This window comes from Flavobacterium granuli (genome assembly GCF_900129705.1).
GTDB classification, from domain to species: Bacteria; Bacteroidota; Bacteroidia; order Flavobacteriales; family Flavobacteriaceae; genus Flavobacterium; species Flavobacterium granuli.
The window spans coordinates 1-16,659 of record NZ_FQWO01000018.1; the positions used below are offsets into that span (position 1 = coordinate 1).

Annotated in this window: 14 protein-coding genes and 1 tRNA gene; 11 read left to right on the forward strand and 4 right to left on the reverse strand. The window is 39.5% G+C overall.

What is annotated here, in order from left to right; genetic code table 11:
• The first annotated feature begins 521 nt into the window (after positions 1 to 521).
• The 4 genes from BUB25_RS15935 to BUB25_RS15950 all read left to right on the forward strand — a co-directional run bounded on the left by BUB25_RS15935 (position 522) and on the right by BUB25_RS15950 (position 3,192).
• On the forward strand, positions 522 to 890 hold the full coding sequence (locus BUB25_RS15935; protein ID WP_072946101.1) for a BlaI/MecI/CopY family transcriptional regulator: 369 nt from the start codon (positions 522 to 524) through the stop codon (positions 888 to 890).
• Between the two features lie 64 nt (positions 891 to 954).
• Complete coding sequence (locus BUB25_RS15940; RefSeq protein ID WP_072946103.1) at positions 955 to 2,619, forward strand: M56 family metallopeptidase; 1,665 nt, start codon at positions 955 to 957, stop codon at positions 2,617 to 2,619.
• A 73-nt stretch (positions 2,620 to 2,692) separates the two neighbouring features.
• Entirely contained in the window at positions 2,693 to 2,833 is a 141-nt protein-coding gene (locus BUB25_RS16785; RefSeq protein WP_072946105.1) for an SsrA-binding protein, read from the forward strand.
• 285 nt (positions 2,834 to 3,118) lie between these two features.
• Positions 3,119 to 3,192 (forward strand) — tRNA-Arg (locus tag BUB25_RS15950).
• Positions 3,193 to 3,410: 218 nt separating this feature from the next.
• Here the strand turns inward: BUB25_RS15950 and BUB25_RS15955 are convergent.
• Positions 3,411 to 3,614 carry a hypothetical protein gene (locus tag BUB25_RS15955; protein WP_072946107.1) on the reverse strand — a complete coding sequence of 68 codons (204 nt, stop codon included), beginning with the start codon at positions 3,612 to 3,614 and terminating at the stop codon, positions 3,411 to 3,413.
• A 652-nt stretch (positions 3,615 to 4,266) separates the two neighbouring features.
• On the opposite strand from BUB25_RS15955, the gene BUB25_RS15965 reads away from it, so the two are divergent.
• The 7 genes from BUB25_RS15965 to BUB25_RS16000 all read left to right on the forward strand — a co-directional run bounded on the left by BUB25_RS15965 (position 4,267) and on the right by BUB25_RS16000 (position 9,232).
• Positions 4,267 to 5,022 carry a hypothetical protein gene (locus BUB25_RS15965; protein ID WP_072946108.1) on the forward strand — a complete coding sequence of 252 codons (756 nt, stop codon included), beginning with the start codon at positions 4,267 to 4,269 and terminating at the stop codon, positions 5,020 to 5,022.
• Position 5,023: 1 nt separating this feature from the next.
• Complete coding sequence (locus BUB25_RS15970) at positions 5,024 to 5,419, forward strand: DUF5675 family protein (RefSeq protein WP_072946110.1); 396 nt, start codon at positions 5,024 to 5,026, stop codon at positions 5,417 to 5,419.
• Between the two features lie 12 nt (positions 5,420 to 5,431).
• Entirely contained in the window at positions 5,432 to 5,656 is a 225-nt protein-coding gene (locus BUB25_RS15975) for a hypothetical protein (RefSeq protein ID WP_072946112.1), read from the forward strand.
• On the forward strand, positions 5,643 to 5,819 hold the full coding sequence (locus tag BUB25_RS15980; protein WP_106357611.1) for a hypothetical protein: 177 nt from the start codon (positions 5,643 to 5,645) through the stop codon (positions 5,817 to 5,819). Before BUB25_RS15975 ends, BUB25_RS15980 begins: the two co-directional genes overlap by 14 nt.
• Positions 5,820 to 6,340: 521 nt before the next feature.
• Positions 6,341 to 7,243, forward strand: coding sequence for a helix-turn-helix domain-containing protein (locus tag BUB25_RS15990; RefSeq protein ID WP_072946117.1), 903 nt, complete (start codon positions 6,341 to 6,343; stop codon positions 7,241 to 7,243).
• A gap of 100 nt (positions 7,244 to 7,343) precedes the next feature.
• A complete protein-coding gene (locus BUB25_RS15995; RefSeq protein WP_072946119.1) occupies positions 7,344 to 8,906 on the forward strand; it encodes a DoxX family protein in 1,563 nt (520 codons plus the stop codon).
• Between the two features lie 38 nt (positions 8,907 to 8,944).
• Positions 8,945 to 9,232, forward strand: coding sequence for a DUF6520 family protein (locus tag BUB25_RS16000; protein WP_072946121.1), 288 nt, complete (start codon positions 8,945 to 8,947; stop codon positions 9,230 to 9,232).
• Between the two features lie 147 nt (positions 9,233 to 9,379).
• Here the strand turns inward: BUB25_RS16000 and BUB25_RS16005 are convergent, their stop codons facing one another.
• Genes BUB25_RS16005 through BUB25_RS16015 form a run of 3 tightly spaced genes read right to left on the reverse strand, consistent with a single transcriptional unit; the run spans position 9,380 to position 16,398 of the window.
• The gene (locus BUB25_RS16005; protein ID WP_072946123.1) at positions 9,380 to 12,004 is read right to left on the reverse strand and encodes an alpha/beta hydrolase family protein; all 2,625 of its coding nucleotides are present in this window, start codon (positions 12,002 to 12,004) and stop codon (positions 9,380 to 9,382) included.
• Positions 12,004 to 13,377, reverse strand: coding sequence for a RagB/SusD family nutrient uptake outer membrane protein (locus BUB25_RS16010; RefSeq protein WP_072946124.1), 1,374 nt, complete (start codon positions 13,375 to 13,377; stop codon positions 12,004 to 12,006). The genes BUB25_RS16005 and BUB25_RS16010 overlap by 1 nt, the downstream gene beginning before the upstream one ends.
• A gap of 15 nt (positions 13,378 to 13,392) precedes the next feature.
• Positions 13,393 to 16,398 carry a SusC/RagA family TonB-linked outer membrane protein gene (locus BUB25_RS16015; protein WP_072946126.1) on the reverse strand — a complete coding sequence of 1,002 codons (3,006 nt, stop codon included), beginning with the start codon at positions 16,396 to 16,398 and terminating at the stop codon, positions 13,393 to 13,395.
• Positions 16,399 to 16,659 lie beyond the last annotated feature (261 nt).

Here is a 16,659-nt window from a genome sequence, read left to right on the forward strand (position 1 = left end):
TAGACGACAAAATTAAGAATATTAAACATAAAAAAAAGCTTCCCGATAAAAATAAAATTTAGATTTATTAGGAAATCAACACAGAATCTATCGGGATTCAAAACTTAAAAAGGATTATAGTTTTTACCTGACTGCCACTGGCAGTCCTCCTTTTAATTTCAAATGTTCCGCAGCCCGAGCCGTTCGTCCTTCGTCCTCAACTCGCGGACTGCTGCCACGTCGTTTTATCGTTGTTTTTCTATGTTTTTAATTTAAGGGCGGTTGAGGAGTTGTGAGTGAATAGTGTTCAGTATTCAGTGCTGATAGTTGTCGGGGGGGGGGGGTTAGGTGTACTTCAAAGATTACAATCAATGGCTTTAACTTAAAAAATAGTTAAATAACTACTTTTATAGTTGTGTAACTAAAAATATAGTTGTATGTTTGGATTGCGTTAAGGATAGAAGGCGATATCCTCGTAGAGAAACGAAGAGATAAAGCCGATAGCCTGACCCGTAGGGTAACGCCCAAATACCTATAAAGCTATGCAAAAGTTAACTAACAAAGAAGAGGAAATCATGCACATTTTATGGAAGCTTAAAAAAGCTTTTGTAAAGGAAGTCATGGCAGAGATTACCGAGGATCAGCCTCATTATAACACCCTTTCTACCATTGTACGCAATCTGGAAGAAAAAGGATATGTTTCCCACCATGCCTTTGGCAACAGCCATCAGTACTTCCCTATTGTCACTATTGAAGACTATCGAAAAAAGTTCATGACTAATGCTATTGACAATTATTTCAATAGTTCGTATAAAAACATGGTTTCCTTTTTTGCCAAAGAGGAGAAAATTACGGCCAAAGAGCTTCGGGAAATATTGGAGATGATTGAAAATCCCAAAGAGGCGAAATAGTTATTTATAAGTAAACTATAAATGGTGCTATTCTAAAAAAAGGCGCCTTCAATACAGCAAAGCAATGGAGACACTATCTATTTACCTCATTAAATCAAGCGGATTAATGGCCATGTTCTTTTTGGCTTATTATTTTTTGCTCCGAAAAGAAACCTTTTTTACCTCTAACCGTTGGTTTTTATTAGCTGGATTAATTACATCGGCACTATTGCCCTTTGTTATTTTTACAAAAACAATTTGGGTTGATCCAAGTCCGGCAGCTATAGATTGGTCGAATGTTCCTGTAAGCGCTCCAATGGAAAATACTGGTTTCGAAATCAATTGGTATTTGGTGCTGGCTATCGGCTATGGCATAGGTTTATTATTGTTTTTAATAGTGTTCGCTTTGGATTTTTATAGTTTGACCAAAATATTGAAAAACAAAGCCATTCATCAACAAGCCGATTTTAAATTTATTGATCTAACAGCTAATGTGGCTCCCTTTTCCTTCTTTAATACCATCGTTTATAATTCTTCCTTATATAGCAAGTTGGAATTAGAATCGATTTTAGAGCACGAAAAAGTGCACAGCGAGCAAAATCACACATTAGATGTTTTAATTTCACGACTGTTTTGTGTTGTATTCTGGTTCAATCCTATAGTATGGTTCTACAAAAATGCCATCATGCAAAACCTTGAATTCATAGCCGATAGCGAAGCCTCGAAGAAAATATCGGACAAAAAAGCCTATCAAATCACGCTTTTAAAAATAACAACACAGGAAAATTGTGTTGCCATCAGTAATCATTTTTATCAATCATTAATCAAAAAACGAATCGTTATGTTAAACAAAAATCAATCAAAAAAAAGCCATTATTGGAAGTACTTTTCGGTATTACCGGCACTTATTGCCTTTGTTTTATTCTTTCAAATTGAAGTCATCGCTCAGGAGAAAAGTATAAAAGAAGATGCTCAGCAACAAACTAGTAACTTAAGTTCGAACCAGGAAACAAGCAGCTTAAAATCTGCCACGGAAATCAATGTAATTGCAAATGACACGGTAAAGAAAACAAAGGTCATAAAAGTTCATACCTCAAACAAGGATGATCAAACTGAAATCTTTATCGATGGTAAAAAAGTAAGCAAAGCAGAGATGGACAATTTAGATCCAAACCGTATTGCCACTATGGATGTAAGTAAAAACGGTGGTAAGTCTACTATCAAAATCATTAGCCGCAACACTCAAGGCATACCCGATGACACAGAAATATACATTGACGGAGAGAGAGTCAGCAAAAAAGAATTGGATGAGCTCAATCAAAACACCATAAAGCAAATGGATGTAAACAAGACGGGGTCTAATAAAAAAACGATCAAAATAATAACAAGATCCACTAATCAATCTTTAAACAACATTCAAGCTCCGGTACCGCCTACTCCACCAACACCGCCGAATTTCACTTTTAAAACTCCAAAAGCGCCTAATTTTCCAAAGGCCCCTAAAGCGCCCAAAGGAGACCCGATCAATGGAGATAAAAAAGCGTGGAAGCAATTTGAAAATCAAATGCAAGAATATGAGCAAAAAATGCAAAAGGCAGCCCCTAGTATGGCCGCTTTTGAAAAACAAATGGAGGAATTTGAAAAACAGATGGAACCTTTTAACGCTGAGATGAAAGCATTTGAAAAGAAAATGAAAGTATACGAGCAACAAATGGAAGAATATCAGTCCCAGTTGCATGCGAAAAAATAGTTCTAATCTCCCCAAAAGACCGTCTCTCATCAAGACGGTCTTTTTTTATATCTTTAGCCCAAATTAAAACCTTATGTTTAAAGTATTAGCTCAAATTAACAAACTGATTTTACCTAGTTTCAGCAAGCGCGGATTGGATTTGGCGAAGGCCAAAAAATGGCAAATGGTACTCATTGGTTATCGCTATTATGTGACAAGTCGGGCTTTGCGCTAGTTGCAAGCTATGGAGCAGCTGCTGTTTTCTCCGTATTTTGAGGTATTGCAATCCTGATTTAAGGCTGTTTTCCTCAGATAGCAGAGCTAATGGCGAAAAAACAATTCGTTTTTGTAAAATTTATTTTATTGGAAATCATTGAATATCACACACATAATTTGGTTCCTTTATTTTTTTTTATTTTTATTCGATTTTAGGCTTGCAGATTATACATTTATCCCTATATTTGCACCCGCAAACAGGTTGAATATAAGCAATTATAAAAACGCCTTTAGCATCATAAAAGGCCTCGTGGCGCAACTGAATAGCGCACTTGATTACGGCTCAAGAGGTTACTGGTTTGAATCCAGTCGAGGTCACAAAACCCTAGTTTTTACTAGGGTTTTTTTATGCTCAAAAGTTAAAAACAGCATTTATCAATCTAAGTTTGTATTGTTGTGCTCGTCCTTTGTCAGTTGACTTTGGATTATAGCGTTCTTAGGGGAGCGTCCTATTTTATAGAGCTGACTAATAATCAGACTGCTTATTGAACTGGTTGTGATTGTTTTCAGGGATGTAGCAGTCTCCAGCTGCTCTACTATCCTATTATGCAACGCACTACATGTTCTACTTTGAGTCCAGTATATTCGCAGAATTCTTCAATTGAAATTAATTGATGCGGTTGTTTATTGAGATGTTTCTTGATCTTCAATAAATACAATCTCGCTTGCGGATATTCCTTACCCATAATGCATTGCACATCTTTAGGATAAATACATACCCTTGTGCCTCTTGCTATCACTATTCTAGTTTTAATACACTCTTCATACACTCTTCATACACTATCCATGCCTTTGCCTAGGCTTTGATCAGGATGAAGGGTGTTGTACAAACATAAGTAATTATTCTTTAGCTTTTTACCTTAAAACAATTGGTGTTCAGTTTTCAGTGCTGATAGTTGTCGGTTGTGGGTTGTGAGTTGTGGGTTGTGAGTCGTGAGTAGTGAGTCGTGAGTAGTGAGTAGTGAGTTGTCGGTTGTGAGTCGTGAGTTGTGAGTTGTGGGTTGTGGGTTGTGGGTTGTGGGTTGTGGGTTGTGGGTTGTGGGTTGTGGGTTGTGGGTTGTGTCCTTCGGCAAGCTCAGGATGACTGTGAGTCGTGAGTCGTGAGTTGTGGGTCGTGGGTGATAAGTGTTTGGTGCTGATGGTTGTTGGGAGACTCGTACAGCGAGGTTTTGATGCTTATGAAAAGTACAGTACAAACATAAGCAATTACCCTTTGGTCTTATGTATTAAAATAGTCGATTATGGTTGTTTATAGCTGGTTTCTAAATAGTTGTGTTTGAAATATGAATTTAATGTCTGAATCTTTGGTTTAATCATTCAAGATTCAGTTGCAACGATTATCTAAAATGAATTGATTGATCGACTTATTATTAACATTAAAACTTAGAAATTATGGCAAAACAGAGAGGCATAATTAAATTGAAAGGTACTTTAGGAGACATTACTTTCTATAAAACCAAGGACGGTTATATCGCCCGAGAGCGAGGTGGCATTGACGCCAGCAGAATTGCCAACGACCCTGCTTTTCAGAGAACAAGAGAAAATGGTGCTGAATTTGGCAGAGCCGGAAAGGCAGGCAAGATTTTGAGATCTGCTTTACGTCCGATACTCATTCATTCCTCTGACGGCAAAATGGTTAGCAGGCTTACCCAACAGATGGTCAAAGTTATTCAGGCAGATATGACCAGTGCCAGGGGATTGCGCAATGTTATTGACGGTGAGGCAGAACTACTGAGTGGTTTTGATTTTAATATCACAGGAAAATTAGGCACTATCTTATTTGCTCCTTTTGAAAGCAGTATTGATCGTAGCAGCGGTGATTTGAGCATAAGCCTTGCTCCTTTTATCCCGATAAACATGATTGCCGCGCCAGGTGGCACTACCCATTACAAAATTGTTTCGGCAGCAGCTGAGATTGATTTTGAAGCAGAAAAGTTTGTAGTATCCCATTCTGAAACTGCTCTACTACCTTGGGATGCTGTTGCTACTGCACCCATTAGTCAAAGTAATTCTGTTACTCCAGCAAGTACAAAACCTTTGTTTCTTGCTTTGGGTATTGCGTTTTATCAAGAAGTCAATGGGCAGATGTACTCCTTAAAAAATGGAGCTAATAATCCCCTCGCCTTAGTACAAGTAAGCGGATTATAAGATGATCTTGGTACTATCCAGAACTTATTTCCCTGACGGAACTAATGGTAAACTAGAACAGGAGGGTCAATTCATCTGTCATACTATTGAATTGCCTTGGAAAGAAAACCAAGCAACAGTTTCCTGCATTCCGGAAGGGGAATATTTTATCAACAGGCGTTACAGCAGTAAATTTCGATGGCATTTGGAGATTATTAATGTCCCCAGCAGGAGTTTGATTCTCATTCATCCTGCCAATAATGCCCAGCAAGAATTGCAAGGCTGCATTGCTCCTGTAACGACACTTTGTGGCTCGGGTTTAGGCTTGATGTCCAGAAAAGCCTTTTGTAAGCTGAAAGATTTGGTTTATGCTGTTTTGAACGAAAATCAGATTGTACGCTTAATTGTAAAATCTTAAAATGAAATTATTATGAATGTATTAAAAAGAGCAAAAGCTCCCACACCGAAGTTTTTTAGAGTGCTTCGCACTATTGGGTTGTCTCTGGCTGGTATAGGCGGTACTATTTTGGCAGCTCCTATTGCTTTGCCTGTTGTCATCAGTAGCATTGGTGGTTATTTGGCTGTTGCAGGCGGTGTTCTGTCGGTAGTGAGTCAGATTACTACTTATAATGAAGATGCTTATGACAGTCCCTAATTCGACGTGGTGTACTACCGCTGGTGGTACTTTCCTGAGTGTGTTACCCAATTTAAGTTCTGAAGATGTTTTGAAAACTGTATTGCTTGCTATTATTGGCACTGTTGTAAGTTTTGTTATTTCTTTGGTCTTGAAAAATGGTATGAAGAAGCGCAAGAAATAGTCTAAATGTTGTATTTTTTAGGCTATTAAAGCTAGATTTAAAATGCCCTATCCGTTTGGATTAGGGCATTTTTTATTGTGGGTTGTGGGTTGTGGGTTGTGGGTGTTGGGTGTTGGGTGTTGGGTGTTGGGTGTTGGGTGTTGGGTGTTGGGTGTTGGGTTGTGTCCTTCGGCAAGCTCAGGATGACTGTGAGTGGTGGGTGGTGGGTGGTGGGTGGTGGGTGGTGGGTTGTGTCCTTCGGCAAGCTCAGGATGACTGTGGGTTGTGGGTGGTGGGTGTTGGGAGGCATAGGTATTCTTCAAATATTTGGCGTTCGGCTGCGGAAGCTAAGGGGAATTGGATCGCGGCAATAACAGCCTTTATTTTCTCTTTTTATTGGTGTTCAATTCGCGAATTAGGTATATGCAATTCGCGAATTGAACACTATACTTTTAGTAAATAATAATTACATCATCTAGTTTTGTTTTTTTCCTCATGCAGTTGTCTTGATACTCCGCAATCACTTCCTTACTATATATCAAATGGAAAATCAAAAAACACAAAGACGTATCAAGGCGATTTACCAAATGCTGTTTCAAATGGCATCCGGTAATCTTTCCTTTAGAATTTTAGAAACTGATCCAAACGACGAACTCGGCAAGATAGCTGAAAAGCTCAATACGTTTGCCGAAGAATTACATACTGTTCTAGTAAACTCGGCTTGCATCAACACGTCCTGTGGTTACCAAAACCTGGTGCGGATCACGATACTTTTAAACAACCACTTTAAGATCAGAGGCTTTAGTTCTGATGTGCCCCTATTTATAAAATATGCCGCTGAAGACTTAGTAGGAATCGATTTTAAAAAGATGCTTTCCGGACAATCTCACCATCAATGGGATCAAATAAAAAATCAACTCAGAAAAGATAGTAATTTCAGTACAACACAACAACTTCTATTCCTCACTCCTTACAAACATGCCATTTCTTCTTTCTGTACTATTTCCAGATTAATTTATACCAACAAATTTATAATAAATACCTCAACCATCATTCCAGATGATACGAAGGCAAATCTTCTAGGAAATATTGATTCGCCAACAAAATCGGCTGCTATTTTGGCTCAAAGAGTGTCTGAATATATCATAGTCCATCTAGAGGAGCCGCTACCAAGTGCAAAAGATTTGTCTCTAATTTTTGGAACTAATGAATTTAAAATCAAAAAAAGTTTCCGGGATTTTTTTAATAGCAGTATTTTCCAATTTTATAATGAACAGCGACTCCAAAAAGCACATCTGCTGATCGAACAAAGCAGCATTCCTATAAATGAAATAGCGATAATGAGTGGTTTTACCAACTACGTCAACTTTTACAAATCATTCAAAAAACGATTTAATTACTTGCCAAGTACACTCCAGCGAGACAATCGTATTACTAATGAATAATCATTTTGGTAACATTTAGCTTTTGCATACAAATACTCCCGAAACGAAATAGCATAATGATCTAATAATTAGAATTTTACAGTGTTAATTCTGTAGAATCATGAAAAATTATAGTCTTAAAAGTAAAGAAACAATAGTCGAAACAATAAGTGTTTTATTGATTCTACTATTCGTATACAGTGCCCTGAGCAAACTCCTGGAATTTCAAAACTTTCAGGCACAATTGGGGCAATCCCCTTTATTAAGCGCTTATACGGGATTTATATCCTATTCTGTTTTAACAGTCGAATTTATAATTGCTTTACTTCTTGCCATTCCTAAAACTCGTTTTATTGGCCTTTTATCATCTTTTGGCTTGATGTTACTATTTACGGTATACATAGTTGTCATACTAAATTATTCATCATTTGTTCCTTGCTCCTGCGGTGGAATCTTAGAGCAACTAGGTTGGAAAGAGCATTTAATTTTAAATATTGGATTTACTATATTGGCGGGATTAGGCAGCCTTATTGTTTCTTCGCATAAAAAGAAAACATTCCTGAAATTAGCATTAATCACTTTTACAGGCTCCATATTAATAGTGCTGTTGTACCTGACTTCAGAAAATACAATGCATCGTGAAAATCCATTTATTCGACGATTTATTCAAGGTTCAGCTACAAAAATTGCTGAAGCAGATTTAAAGAGTAATTCCAAATACTTTGCAGGTACAGATGGCAATATGATTTTTCTTGGTGATAATATAGCTCCCTTACATATTAAAGCTTACGACAGTACCTTAAAAGAAAAAAAGCATTACAAAATTGAATTAGAGCGGGAAGACTTTCCCTTCAGTTCCGTTCAGGTACGTGTACAACCACCCTACTTTTTCCTGATGGATGGAACCGTGCCGGTTATTTTCAGAGGAAAAACAGCCGACTGGAAAGGAAAACTACTGATGCACAGCAACAATTACTATTTTTCTAAAGCCGAAATTATCGCTCCAGACAAAATTGCTTTCCGGGCACAGCAATTAAAATCACTAAACAACATTCTGGGAACTTTTACATTCTCCGATAGTCTGCAGGTACAATATGCTCCTAGCCTGCTTCAAAAACAAATTGATGGCTTCTTTGATACTGATGGCAGTATGCAGTATGATAACCAACTACAAAAATTAATATATGCATATTATTATAGAAACCAGTTTATTATAACAGACAGCAAGCTCAACTTGAGTTATCGTGCTAACACTATAGACACTACCACCAAAGCAAAACTCAAAGTAGTATTTATCAAAGAGACAGGACAACGAAAAATCGCTTCTCCTCCATCAACGGTCAATCAGCTAATTGCTGTTTCAGGCAATTTACTCTTTGTCAATTCAAAACTAATCGGACGCTACGAATCAAAAAAAATGTGGGAACAAGCATCCATTGTAGATGTGTATGACATTCAGCAAAATACCTATTTGTCTAGCATCTACATCTATGATGTCAATGAGGTCAAAGTACAATCTATATCGGTATCGGGAAACAATTTGTATGCAATCATAGGTCATCAACTACATAAATACCGTTTGAGCAAAAATTTATTTAGTGTTCCCAAAACTAGGGTACAAAACACAAAAAAATATAAAAATTTTACTGGGCCTAGTAACAGGATTGAGACTGAAAACCTGTAAAAAAGAGTAAGTCAAATTTGTAACTTAATTTTATTATCATGAAAACAATTGTAAAAGTGATTCTGCCTGTATTGGCATTCACATTAGCGAGTGCTGCAGCGGTTAGCACTAATGAAGCTAAAATCAAGGAGTCAAAAAAAACAGTATTGATTCAAGGATACATCCAAAATCCTTCAGCTCAAAACTGTGATCCAGTTGATGAAGTTGATTGTGTAACAACAGCCTCAACACAAGCCTGTATGACCATTGAAGCAATTCCTAAACGCGTTTTTGATAAAGACGAATCAAATGCCTGTAATGTGAGTTTATACAGAGTAGAAAACTAATCCATGCAATTATAATATGCAGTTTCCTCTCTTGGAAACTGCATATTATTTTCAAGTCCAATAAAAAATCCGTAACAAACTGTTCAATCTGTTTAATCTGTTTTCAATAACTTTCTATTAACAGTCAACATTTAACAAGCAATAAAATTACTTCTCATGATCCACCTTCATCCAATCCATTTTAACTTCCCCCTTCAAATAAAACCCCAACCACTCTTCTACTTTATGTGTCAAATCCTTCTGGTCTTTTGGATCATTTAAAACATGCCCACCATTCGGGTATACCAACATCACATGTTCTTTTTGTAGACGCCTCATTGCATTATAAAAAGTAATAGCCTGTCTCGGCTGGATATTTGTATCCTGTTTACCTGCCCAAGTCAATAAAGGGGTTGTAATGCTCCCGGCATTAAACAATGGCGAATTACGATAATAGGCTTCTCGATTCTCAAAAAAAGAAACACCCATTCGAAATTGCTGGTTTTCATACCGCCAGTCATCTGCAGTATTCCATTCCGAGTTTAACGTGAAATAATGTCCTATCGAATCCGGAATTCCTGAACCGCTGATTGCTGTGGCAAACATATTTGTCTCTGTAATAATAAAATTAGTCTCATAGCCCCCGAACGAATGTCCAATCAATCCAATTCTTCCGGCATTGGCTATTCCCATTTCAATAACTTTAGAAACGGCCATCGTCACGCAATCTACAGCCGAAAATCCTGTATTGCCCTTTTCAAAAGCGATATCGGCCAATAGCACGGCATAGCCCTTAGAGGTCAGATTCGTGATATTGAACCCTATTATGTTTTGTAAGGTTGGATTCACATAGCTGTTGACATCACGTGATACAGTTTCATAAATATAAACTACCATAGGATACCGTTTGGAGGACTCATATCCTGCAGGATAAAACAATGCTCCGTTCAACAGCCTGCCTTTGCTGTTGGTATAATGAATCATTTTCGATTTTCCCCATTGGTACCTTTCTTGTTGTGGGTTGCTTTGTGCTAAAATAGTCTCCGGTTGGTCTATACTTTTCCGAAACATCAGACAAGGTGACTGATCAAATCGCTGCCTTACATAGATAAAGGCATCACTCTCTTTGGCCTTTTTTAGTTTAGTAATAGAACTGCTGTCCATCGCGACTGGCGATATCCCTTTTTTAAATTCTAGCATATAGTACCCGTTAGCGCCATCATACAAATCAAGGACTGTAAGCAACATTTTTTTGGAAAGGTCATAGCAATAAATACCTCGCCCCTTAATATTTGATGGTTGTCGATAAGAAGTGGTCAACGCATCAAAGCGTAAACGCAACTGCCTTTCTTTACCGTTTGTGAGCCGTTTGCGCTCCAGTCCGTCAGGAGAAATCGCCCAAATATCATAATAATCATAATACAATGCCCATCTATGGTCAGCTGTCCAGCCGGGCTGCCCCCAAACTTTCAATTCGTTTCCGGGGTCGCTGGCCTTGTTATCCCAACTTACATCAAGCCCTTTAGTGACATTTGTATGTTTTTTTCTTTTTAGGTCATAAACCCACCAATTACTTTCTTTATAGTAATTAATATAACGTCCATCAGGTGAAATACCCATCATGTCTATGAACCCCGACTGTTCCTTCAATAACAATTCCCGTGTACCGGTTTCAGTATGTACCAAATAATAATCCATATCGGCAAACCATTTAGTTTTAGGCTCATATTGCAAAGGGGAAGCCACAAGGGCATAATCTTGCGTACCGTTAAACATTGCCCAAGGTTGGTCTGCTGTGGTAATTTGGTGTACACGATTACGTTTAGGATACCAAACCGCAAGAAATTCTGGGTGCTTTACTTTAGCCGCCAGTTTCCGCTTGGGATAAATCCTTTTATCTTTCGCATGCCAAACCTCAACAGCATCTTCTGGCATGCTATTGTCATTCGCCGTTGAGGCAGTTATCCCAAAAAATACCTTTTCACCATCCCGAGACAAGCTCAGTTCCACGTTTTGGTCAGGATCAATTCGCATAGAAGTGGGAAAAATAGCATCTGTACTTTTTAAAACGTCCAGCCTATCCGAAACAATATCATAACGATACAATTCTGTTTTCCTTTCATTAACGCCAAAAAAGGCAACTTCTTTTCCTTTATGCTCCCATCTAAGAACCTTAAAAGCCTTAGCAGATGATGAAACAATGGGGTGTCTGGCATAAGCGCCCTCTAAGACCAAATAACCCGCCATCCCTGAACCATTTGCCTCAGTTGCATAAACTAGTATACTATTGGCATCATTCCAACGAAATTCCGTCACGTTGGCAATCACATCAATAAGCTTCCCGTCTTTCCGAATCACAAGCTGGCTTCCCTGTTCTTTTTCCAGTGTGACAAGATAATGCCCATCTGCTGAAAAGTTATAACGCTCTACACCAGGGATTCTACTTTCCTGACCGCTATCCAGATCAACTACTGCCAATACATCTTTTTGGCTGTAAGCAAAAATCCGTTCTCCATTAAATCTTCCCACACTCGCTCCCGGAAAAAAATACCGCCTATGCGTTTGTGTATGGACAACAAACAGAGTGTCAACATTCCCCTCATAAGACATGCGGTAACCTGCCCATTCCCCTTTAGGCGAAATTTGCTCCGCTCCCATCGTTCCCCAAAGCCCATAATCAGCTTCTGTAAGTGGCTTTTGGCTTAGCGCCTGCCCCAAAACGGGACAGGGAACTAATCCAATCAGAGTTATGGCAATGATGCAGTAAATAGCCGAGAAAAAAGAACTTTTCATTAGTAGCCTAAATTTTGAACAAGATTCGGATTGGCCAATAGCTCCTTTTCCGGTATAGGCCATAAGACATCAGTACTGTTCCATCCCGGTTTAACAGTGGGAAGCACACTGTCAAGTGCACCGTTTCTTTTTAAGTCAAAAAAACGGTGTCCAGATTCGGTAAACAATTCAAATCGCCTTTCCTGGATAACGGCAGCCACAATGGCATCAGCTGTAACGGCAGTAGTATTGGACAATCCAGCCGTTTTCCGCACTACATTTAAGTCTTCTTTTGCTCCTATCAATTCCCCTTGTCTAGCGCGGGCTTCTGCCCTGATAAGGTATTGCTCGGCCAGTCTAAAAATAATGGAATATTCCACCGAGGTTCCTGTATTGCTTTTTTGCTTGTATTTGTTGGCATGATACCAAGTGGTCTTGCCATCGGTTACAGAAGCAATCCAACGTGTTTTTCTAAGGTCATTGCTACCAAAGGACTGAAATAGTTCAGGACGCAATCCTGCGAAAGTTGGAGGTCCGCTCTTCAAGATAAACAAGGCTCCTTCATCGGTATTATTGCCAGCCACCTTTGGAATGAATTGCCAAATGGTAGCCTTACACTCCTTCAAAAATGTTTTATCAATATTGTTTTCCCAAACATAAATTGGGTTATTCAAAACTGCGGAAGCCGCATTGGCAGCTTCTGCCCAATCGCCTTTATAAAGATAAACCCTCGCTAGTAAGGCAATTGCCGTAGAGCGGTTTGGCCTCACCCTGTCGGCTGACAAGTAGTTTTCTGGCAGCAAAGCAATCGCCCGATTCAAATCGGCAATAATGGAAGCAGATACAGTGGCTACAGGCATACGGGGCAACAGGCGGTTAGTTTCATAGTTCGTAGCGTCAATATAAGGGACATCACCATAAAGGTTAGTCAGGTAAAAATGAATCAGCGCTCTTATAAAAACAGCCTCCCCAATAAACTGGTTCTTATTGGCTGTACTAAGTGTTTGTGACCGCTCGCATCCTTCAATAATGGCATTCGCACAATATATCTGATGATAACTTTGGTTCCACAATTGTGAAACTGCAGCCGTATTGCCCAACAGTGTATTATTATAAATAAACAAGCTGTTTTCATTATTTGCCCCATAATAAACCAGTTCATCTGCATATAAGCCTAAACAGGCAGCAGAACCAAGACTGCTTCCGGTCAGCATACCAGTATCTCTTAGTTTGGAATAAATATCCGCTATGGCAGCATTGGCCGTATTAGCATCTTCAAAAACAAGGTTTCCGGTGAGTTGCGAGTAAGGAACTGCAACATCCACAAAATCGTCACATCCCACAAAAGGGAAGAATGCAATAAATAGTATTATAGGTTTTATATAATTTTTCATGATTAAAATATTAGATTAAAAACTCAGCTTCACTCCTATCGCATTCACTTTCAACGGTGGCAGATAATTGTTAGACATCTTAAATTCAGGGTCACCATAGGAATAGTTAGTAAAAGTCAGCAGGTTTTGCCCCTGCCAGTACAATTGACAACGCAGTCCTTTACTAAATTTTAGTGGCAGATCATAAGTCAGTGATATGTTTTTAAGTCGGATATAGGACGCATCTTCGACCGCACCGTCACTAGTTGCATAACGAAAATAGGCTGTAACAACATTTCCGTTCTTCCCTGCTGTATAAGGCTGTTGTGCATTGGGATTATTCACACTCTCTGGTTGATTTTGCATTACTCCTGGAACTCCGGGCTGTGGGGCAAAAGCCTGCTGTTTCACAAACTGAAATAAAAAATCCAACTGAGCCCCTTTATACCGCAACTGATTCTCTAAGCCACCAAAATAACTAGGCGTCAAGTTAACCAATGTCTGTTTGTCTCCCAAAGAAGTAATGAGACCGTCACGGTTCATATCCTCAAACTCATAAACAGCTGTAGTCAGGTTCATCCCTGTATAATGATACACCTTCATAATACTGGTAGGCTCCCCTACAACATAAGTATTGGCATAAGTCGAACTTTCTAGTCCAGGATAGGACAGTAGTTTATTGCGGTTAAGCGATATATTAAAATTAGTACTCCATTTAAGTTGTTGGGTCAGGTTGATGGTTCGCAACGTCAGTTCAAATCCGCTGTTCTGCACCGTAGCGTCAAGATTCCCATACAGTGTACTAAATCCTGTACTTCCCGGTAGTGGCATCCCTACTAGTTGGTTCGAAGAACGATTCGAGTAATAAGCCGTAGTCAGAAAAATGCGGTCTTTAAAAAATCCCGTTTCCAATGCCATTTCAAACTTTTGGTTACTCTCCCACCCAAACTCAGGATTGAACAACCGGGCAGGCTGTAACCCCACAATCCCCTGATAATTGTTTCCCGTTGAAACATAAGTATCTAGAAACTGGTAATCCCCTATTTGATCGTTCCCCGTACTCCCGTAACTGGCACGCAGTTTTCCAAAACTCAACACTTTGCTGTCTTTCAAAAAAGCTTCGTTCGAAAACAGCCAAGCTGCTCCCACAGCCCCAAAAGTGGCAAATTGTTTCCCGGGGCCAAAACGGCTTGAACCATCGCGACGACCGGTCAGGTTAAGCATATAACGGGTATCCCAATTGTAATTCAAACGGGCAAAAAGAGCCGCGTATTTGTAAACGGTTGCATCATTCAGCCGTATATTCTTAATGGTGGCCGAAGCCAAATCGTGGATAAGACTGTTACTAGCAAATCCAGAACCAAATTGATAAAGACGTTCGGTTCGTTGATTTTGCAAAGTACTCCCCAATAAAACTTCAAAATGTCCTTTCCCAATCCCAGCGGTATAATTAAGCTGCGGCTCCACAATCCATGAACTGCGGGTCGTCAAATTGGTTGTAATGCTCGAGGTTTTGCTGTCCAAGCCAAAAGAGGGGTCGTACATCGTGAAGGGCTGTGTGCGGTTCTCATTGTTATCCAAATCGGTGAAGCCAAAGCTGCTCTTAAATTCCAGATTAGGAACAAAACGATACGACAGCACTACATTGGCAACAAGATCATTGATGCGGGATTCAAATTCCGATTCCAGTCCAGCTAAAGGATTCGTCCATGTGCCGTTTTCCCAATTCAAATTACCATTGGCATCATATAGCTCGGGAGCGTTCGGTGGCAATATTCGGGACACTGGGGTTAAATCTACCGAAGGCTGGTTATTGTTCTGCGAAGTATAATTCCCCGAAAAAGTCATTTTAAAACGTTCGTCGTCTGACATATGGTTCATATTAAAATGAGCCGAGCCTTTGCTGTATTTAAAATCACCCGGAAAAACAGTCGTTTCGGTGCGGTAATTACCGCTCAACAAATATTGCGTTCTCAAGCTACCTCCGGATACTGACGCCTGCAAATTATAGATTCTAGCAGTACCCCCTATCAGCTTGTCTTGCCAATCAGTATAGCGATTCGGACTCCAAGTACCATTTATATCATAAGCTGAACTTGGATATACAGTTACACCATCATTAGCAAAGGCCTGTTTTCGCATAGCGAGATATTGCTGGGTATTCATAAGTTTAGGAGTATCGGTCACAGTACCAAAACTGCTGGAGGAGTTAACACTAAACTGAGTGACTCCTGCCTTTCCTTTTTTTGTTGTAATCAAGACCACTCCATTAGCACCTCGAGAACCATAAATAGCTGTAGCATCTGCATCCTTTAAAACTTCTATACTTTCAACATCTGAGGGATTAATAGAATTCAGCGGACTGGTCATGGTCGGTGCAGTACCAGAAGTAGCTGTAGAACCAATGGTTTCCGATGAATAAGGAACACCGTCAATAATATACAACGGCTGGTTACCATCAGCACGCAAGCTGTTTTGCCCCCTTATTTTAATGCTAAAAGACCCCCCGGGAGAACCGCTGTCCTGCACAATATCAACCCCTGCCATCCTGCCCTGCATGGTCGCCAGCACATTGGTCACCGGCTGGGTTTCTATATCCTTAGATGTGATGCGTGCGATGCTTCCAGTGCGTTCCTTTTCTTTGACGGAATAGTAACCGGCATTGATGCGGACTTCCTGCAAGGAGGTGATGTCCTCCTGCAATTGGATGTGGATGTTTTTGCGGTAGTTTATAGGGATTATGGCTGTTTTATAACCGATATAGCTCACGACTAAGGTGTCATTGGCTTTGGCCAGGAGGCTGTATTTGCCATCAAAGTCGGATAGAACGACGTAGTTGATTTGGTTTTTTATGGCGATGGTGACGCCCGGCAAGGGTGCTCTGCCATCGGTTATGATACCGCTTATTTGGTTTTGCTGTCGTTCAGACAGCTGTGGCCTCAGGCGTTTCTTTGCTAAGGCTGGGCTGCTACTTAAGATAATCCCGATAAGGATTATGTAGCATAAAGCCGAAGCTGTGTTGTAAAATGAAGAATTTTTCATAATATTGGTTTAGTTTAATGAAACGTTAGTTTTGTTTTGCGATGGTCCTCTTCAGTTGTCCAGACGGTTAGGGGGCCTTTTTTGTTTACAAAGTCATTGCGAGGTACGACGCAATCTCACTTTTATTATTATTACTCTGTCATAGTTGATCTTTTGTTAGTGATTAAACATTAATTTATTTTTATCCATAAACAGTTGGGGTTTTAATTACTGTTCTTTTTTGCATCGCCCAAAAAAGAACCAAAAAACGCTAGCCTGACT

Bases quoted from the DNA above. Each gene is read 5' to 3' on its own strand.
- BUB25_RS15940 (WP_072946103.1), top strand. From the start codon at position 955: ATGGAGACACTATCTATTTACCTCATTAAATCAAGCGGATTAATGGCC.
- BUB25_RS15970 (WP_072946110.1), top strand. From the start codon at position 5,024: ATGATCTTGGTACTATCCAGAACTTATTTCCCTGACGGAACTAATGGT.
- BUB25_RS16000 (WP_072946121.1), top strand. From the start codon at position 8,945: ATGAAAACAATTGTAAAAGTGATTCTGCCTGTATTGGCATTCACATTA.
- BUB25_RS16005 (WP_072946123.1), bottom strand. From the start codon at position 12,004: ATGAAAAGTTCTTTTTTCTCGGCTATTTACTGCATCATTGCCATAACT.
- BUB25_RS16785 (WP_072946105.1), top strand. From the start codon at position 2,693: ATGTTTAAAGTATTAGCTCAAATTAACAAACTGATTTTACCTAGTTTC.
- BUB25_RS15990 (WP_072946117.1), top strand. From the start codon at position 6,341: ATGGAAAATCAAAAAACACAAAGACGTATCAAGGCGATTTACCAAATG.
- BUB25_RS15980 (WP_106357611.1), top strand. From the start codon at position 5,643: ATGACAGTCCCTAATTCGACGTGGTGTACTACCGCTGGTGGTACTTTC.
- BUB25_RS15965 (WP_072946108.1), top strand. From the start codon at position 4,267: ATGGCAAAACAGAGAGGCATAATTAAATTGAAAGGTACTTTAGGAGAC.
- BUB25_RS15995 (WP_072946119.1), top strand. From the start codon at position 7,344: ATGAAAAATTATAGTCTTAAAAGTAAAGAAACAATAGTCGAAACAATA.
- BUB25_RS15935 (WP_072946101.1), top strand. From the start codon at position 522: ATGCAAAAGTTAACTAACAAAGAAGAGGAAATCATGCACATTTTATGG.
- BUB25_RS15975 (WP_072946112.1), top strand. From the start codon at position 5,432: ATGAATGTATTAAAAAGAGCAAAAGCTCCCACACCGAAGTTTTTTAGA.
- BUB25_RS16010 (WP_072946124.1), bottom strand. From the start codon at position 13,377: ATGAAAAATTATATAAAACCTATAATACTATTTATTGCATTCTTCCCT.
- BUB25_RS16015 (WP_072946126.1), bottom strand. From the start codon at position 16,398: ATGAAAAATTCTTCATTTTACAACACAGCTTCGGCTTTATGCTACATA.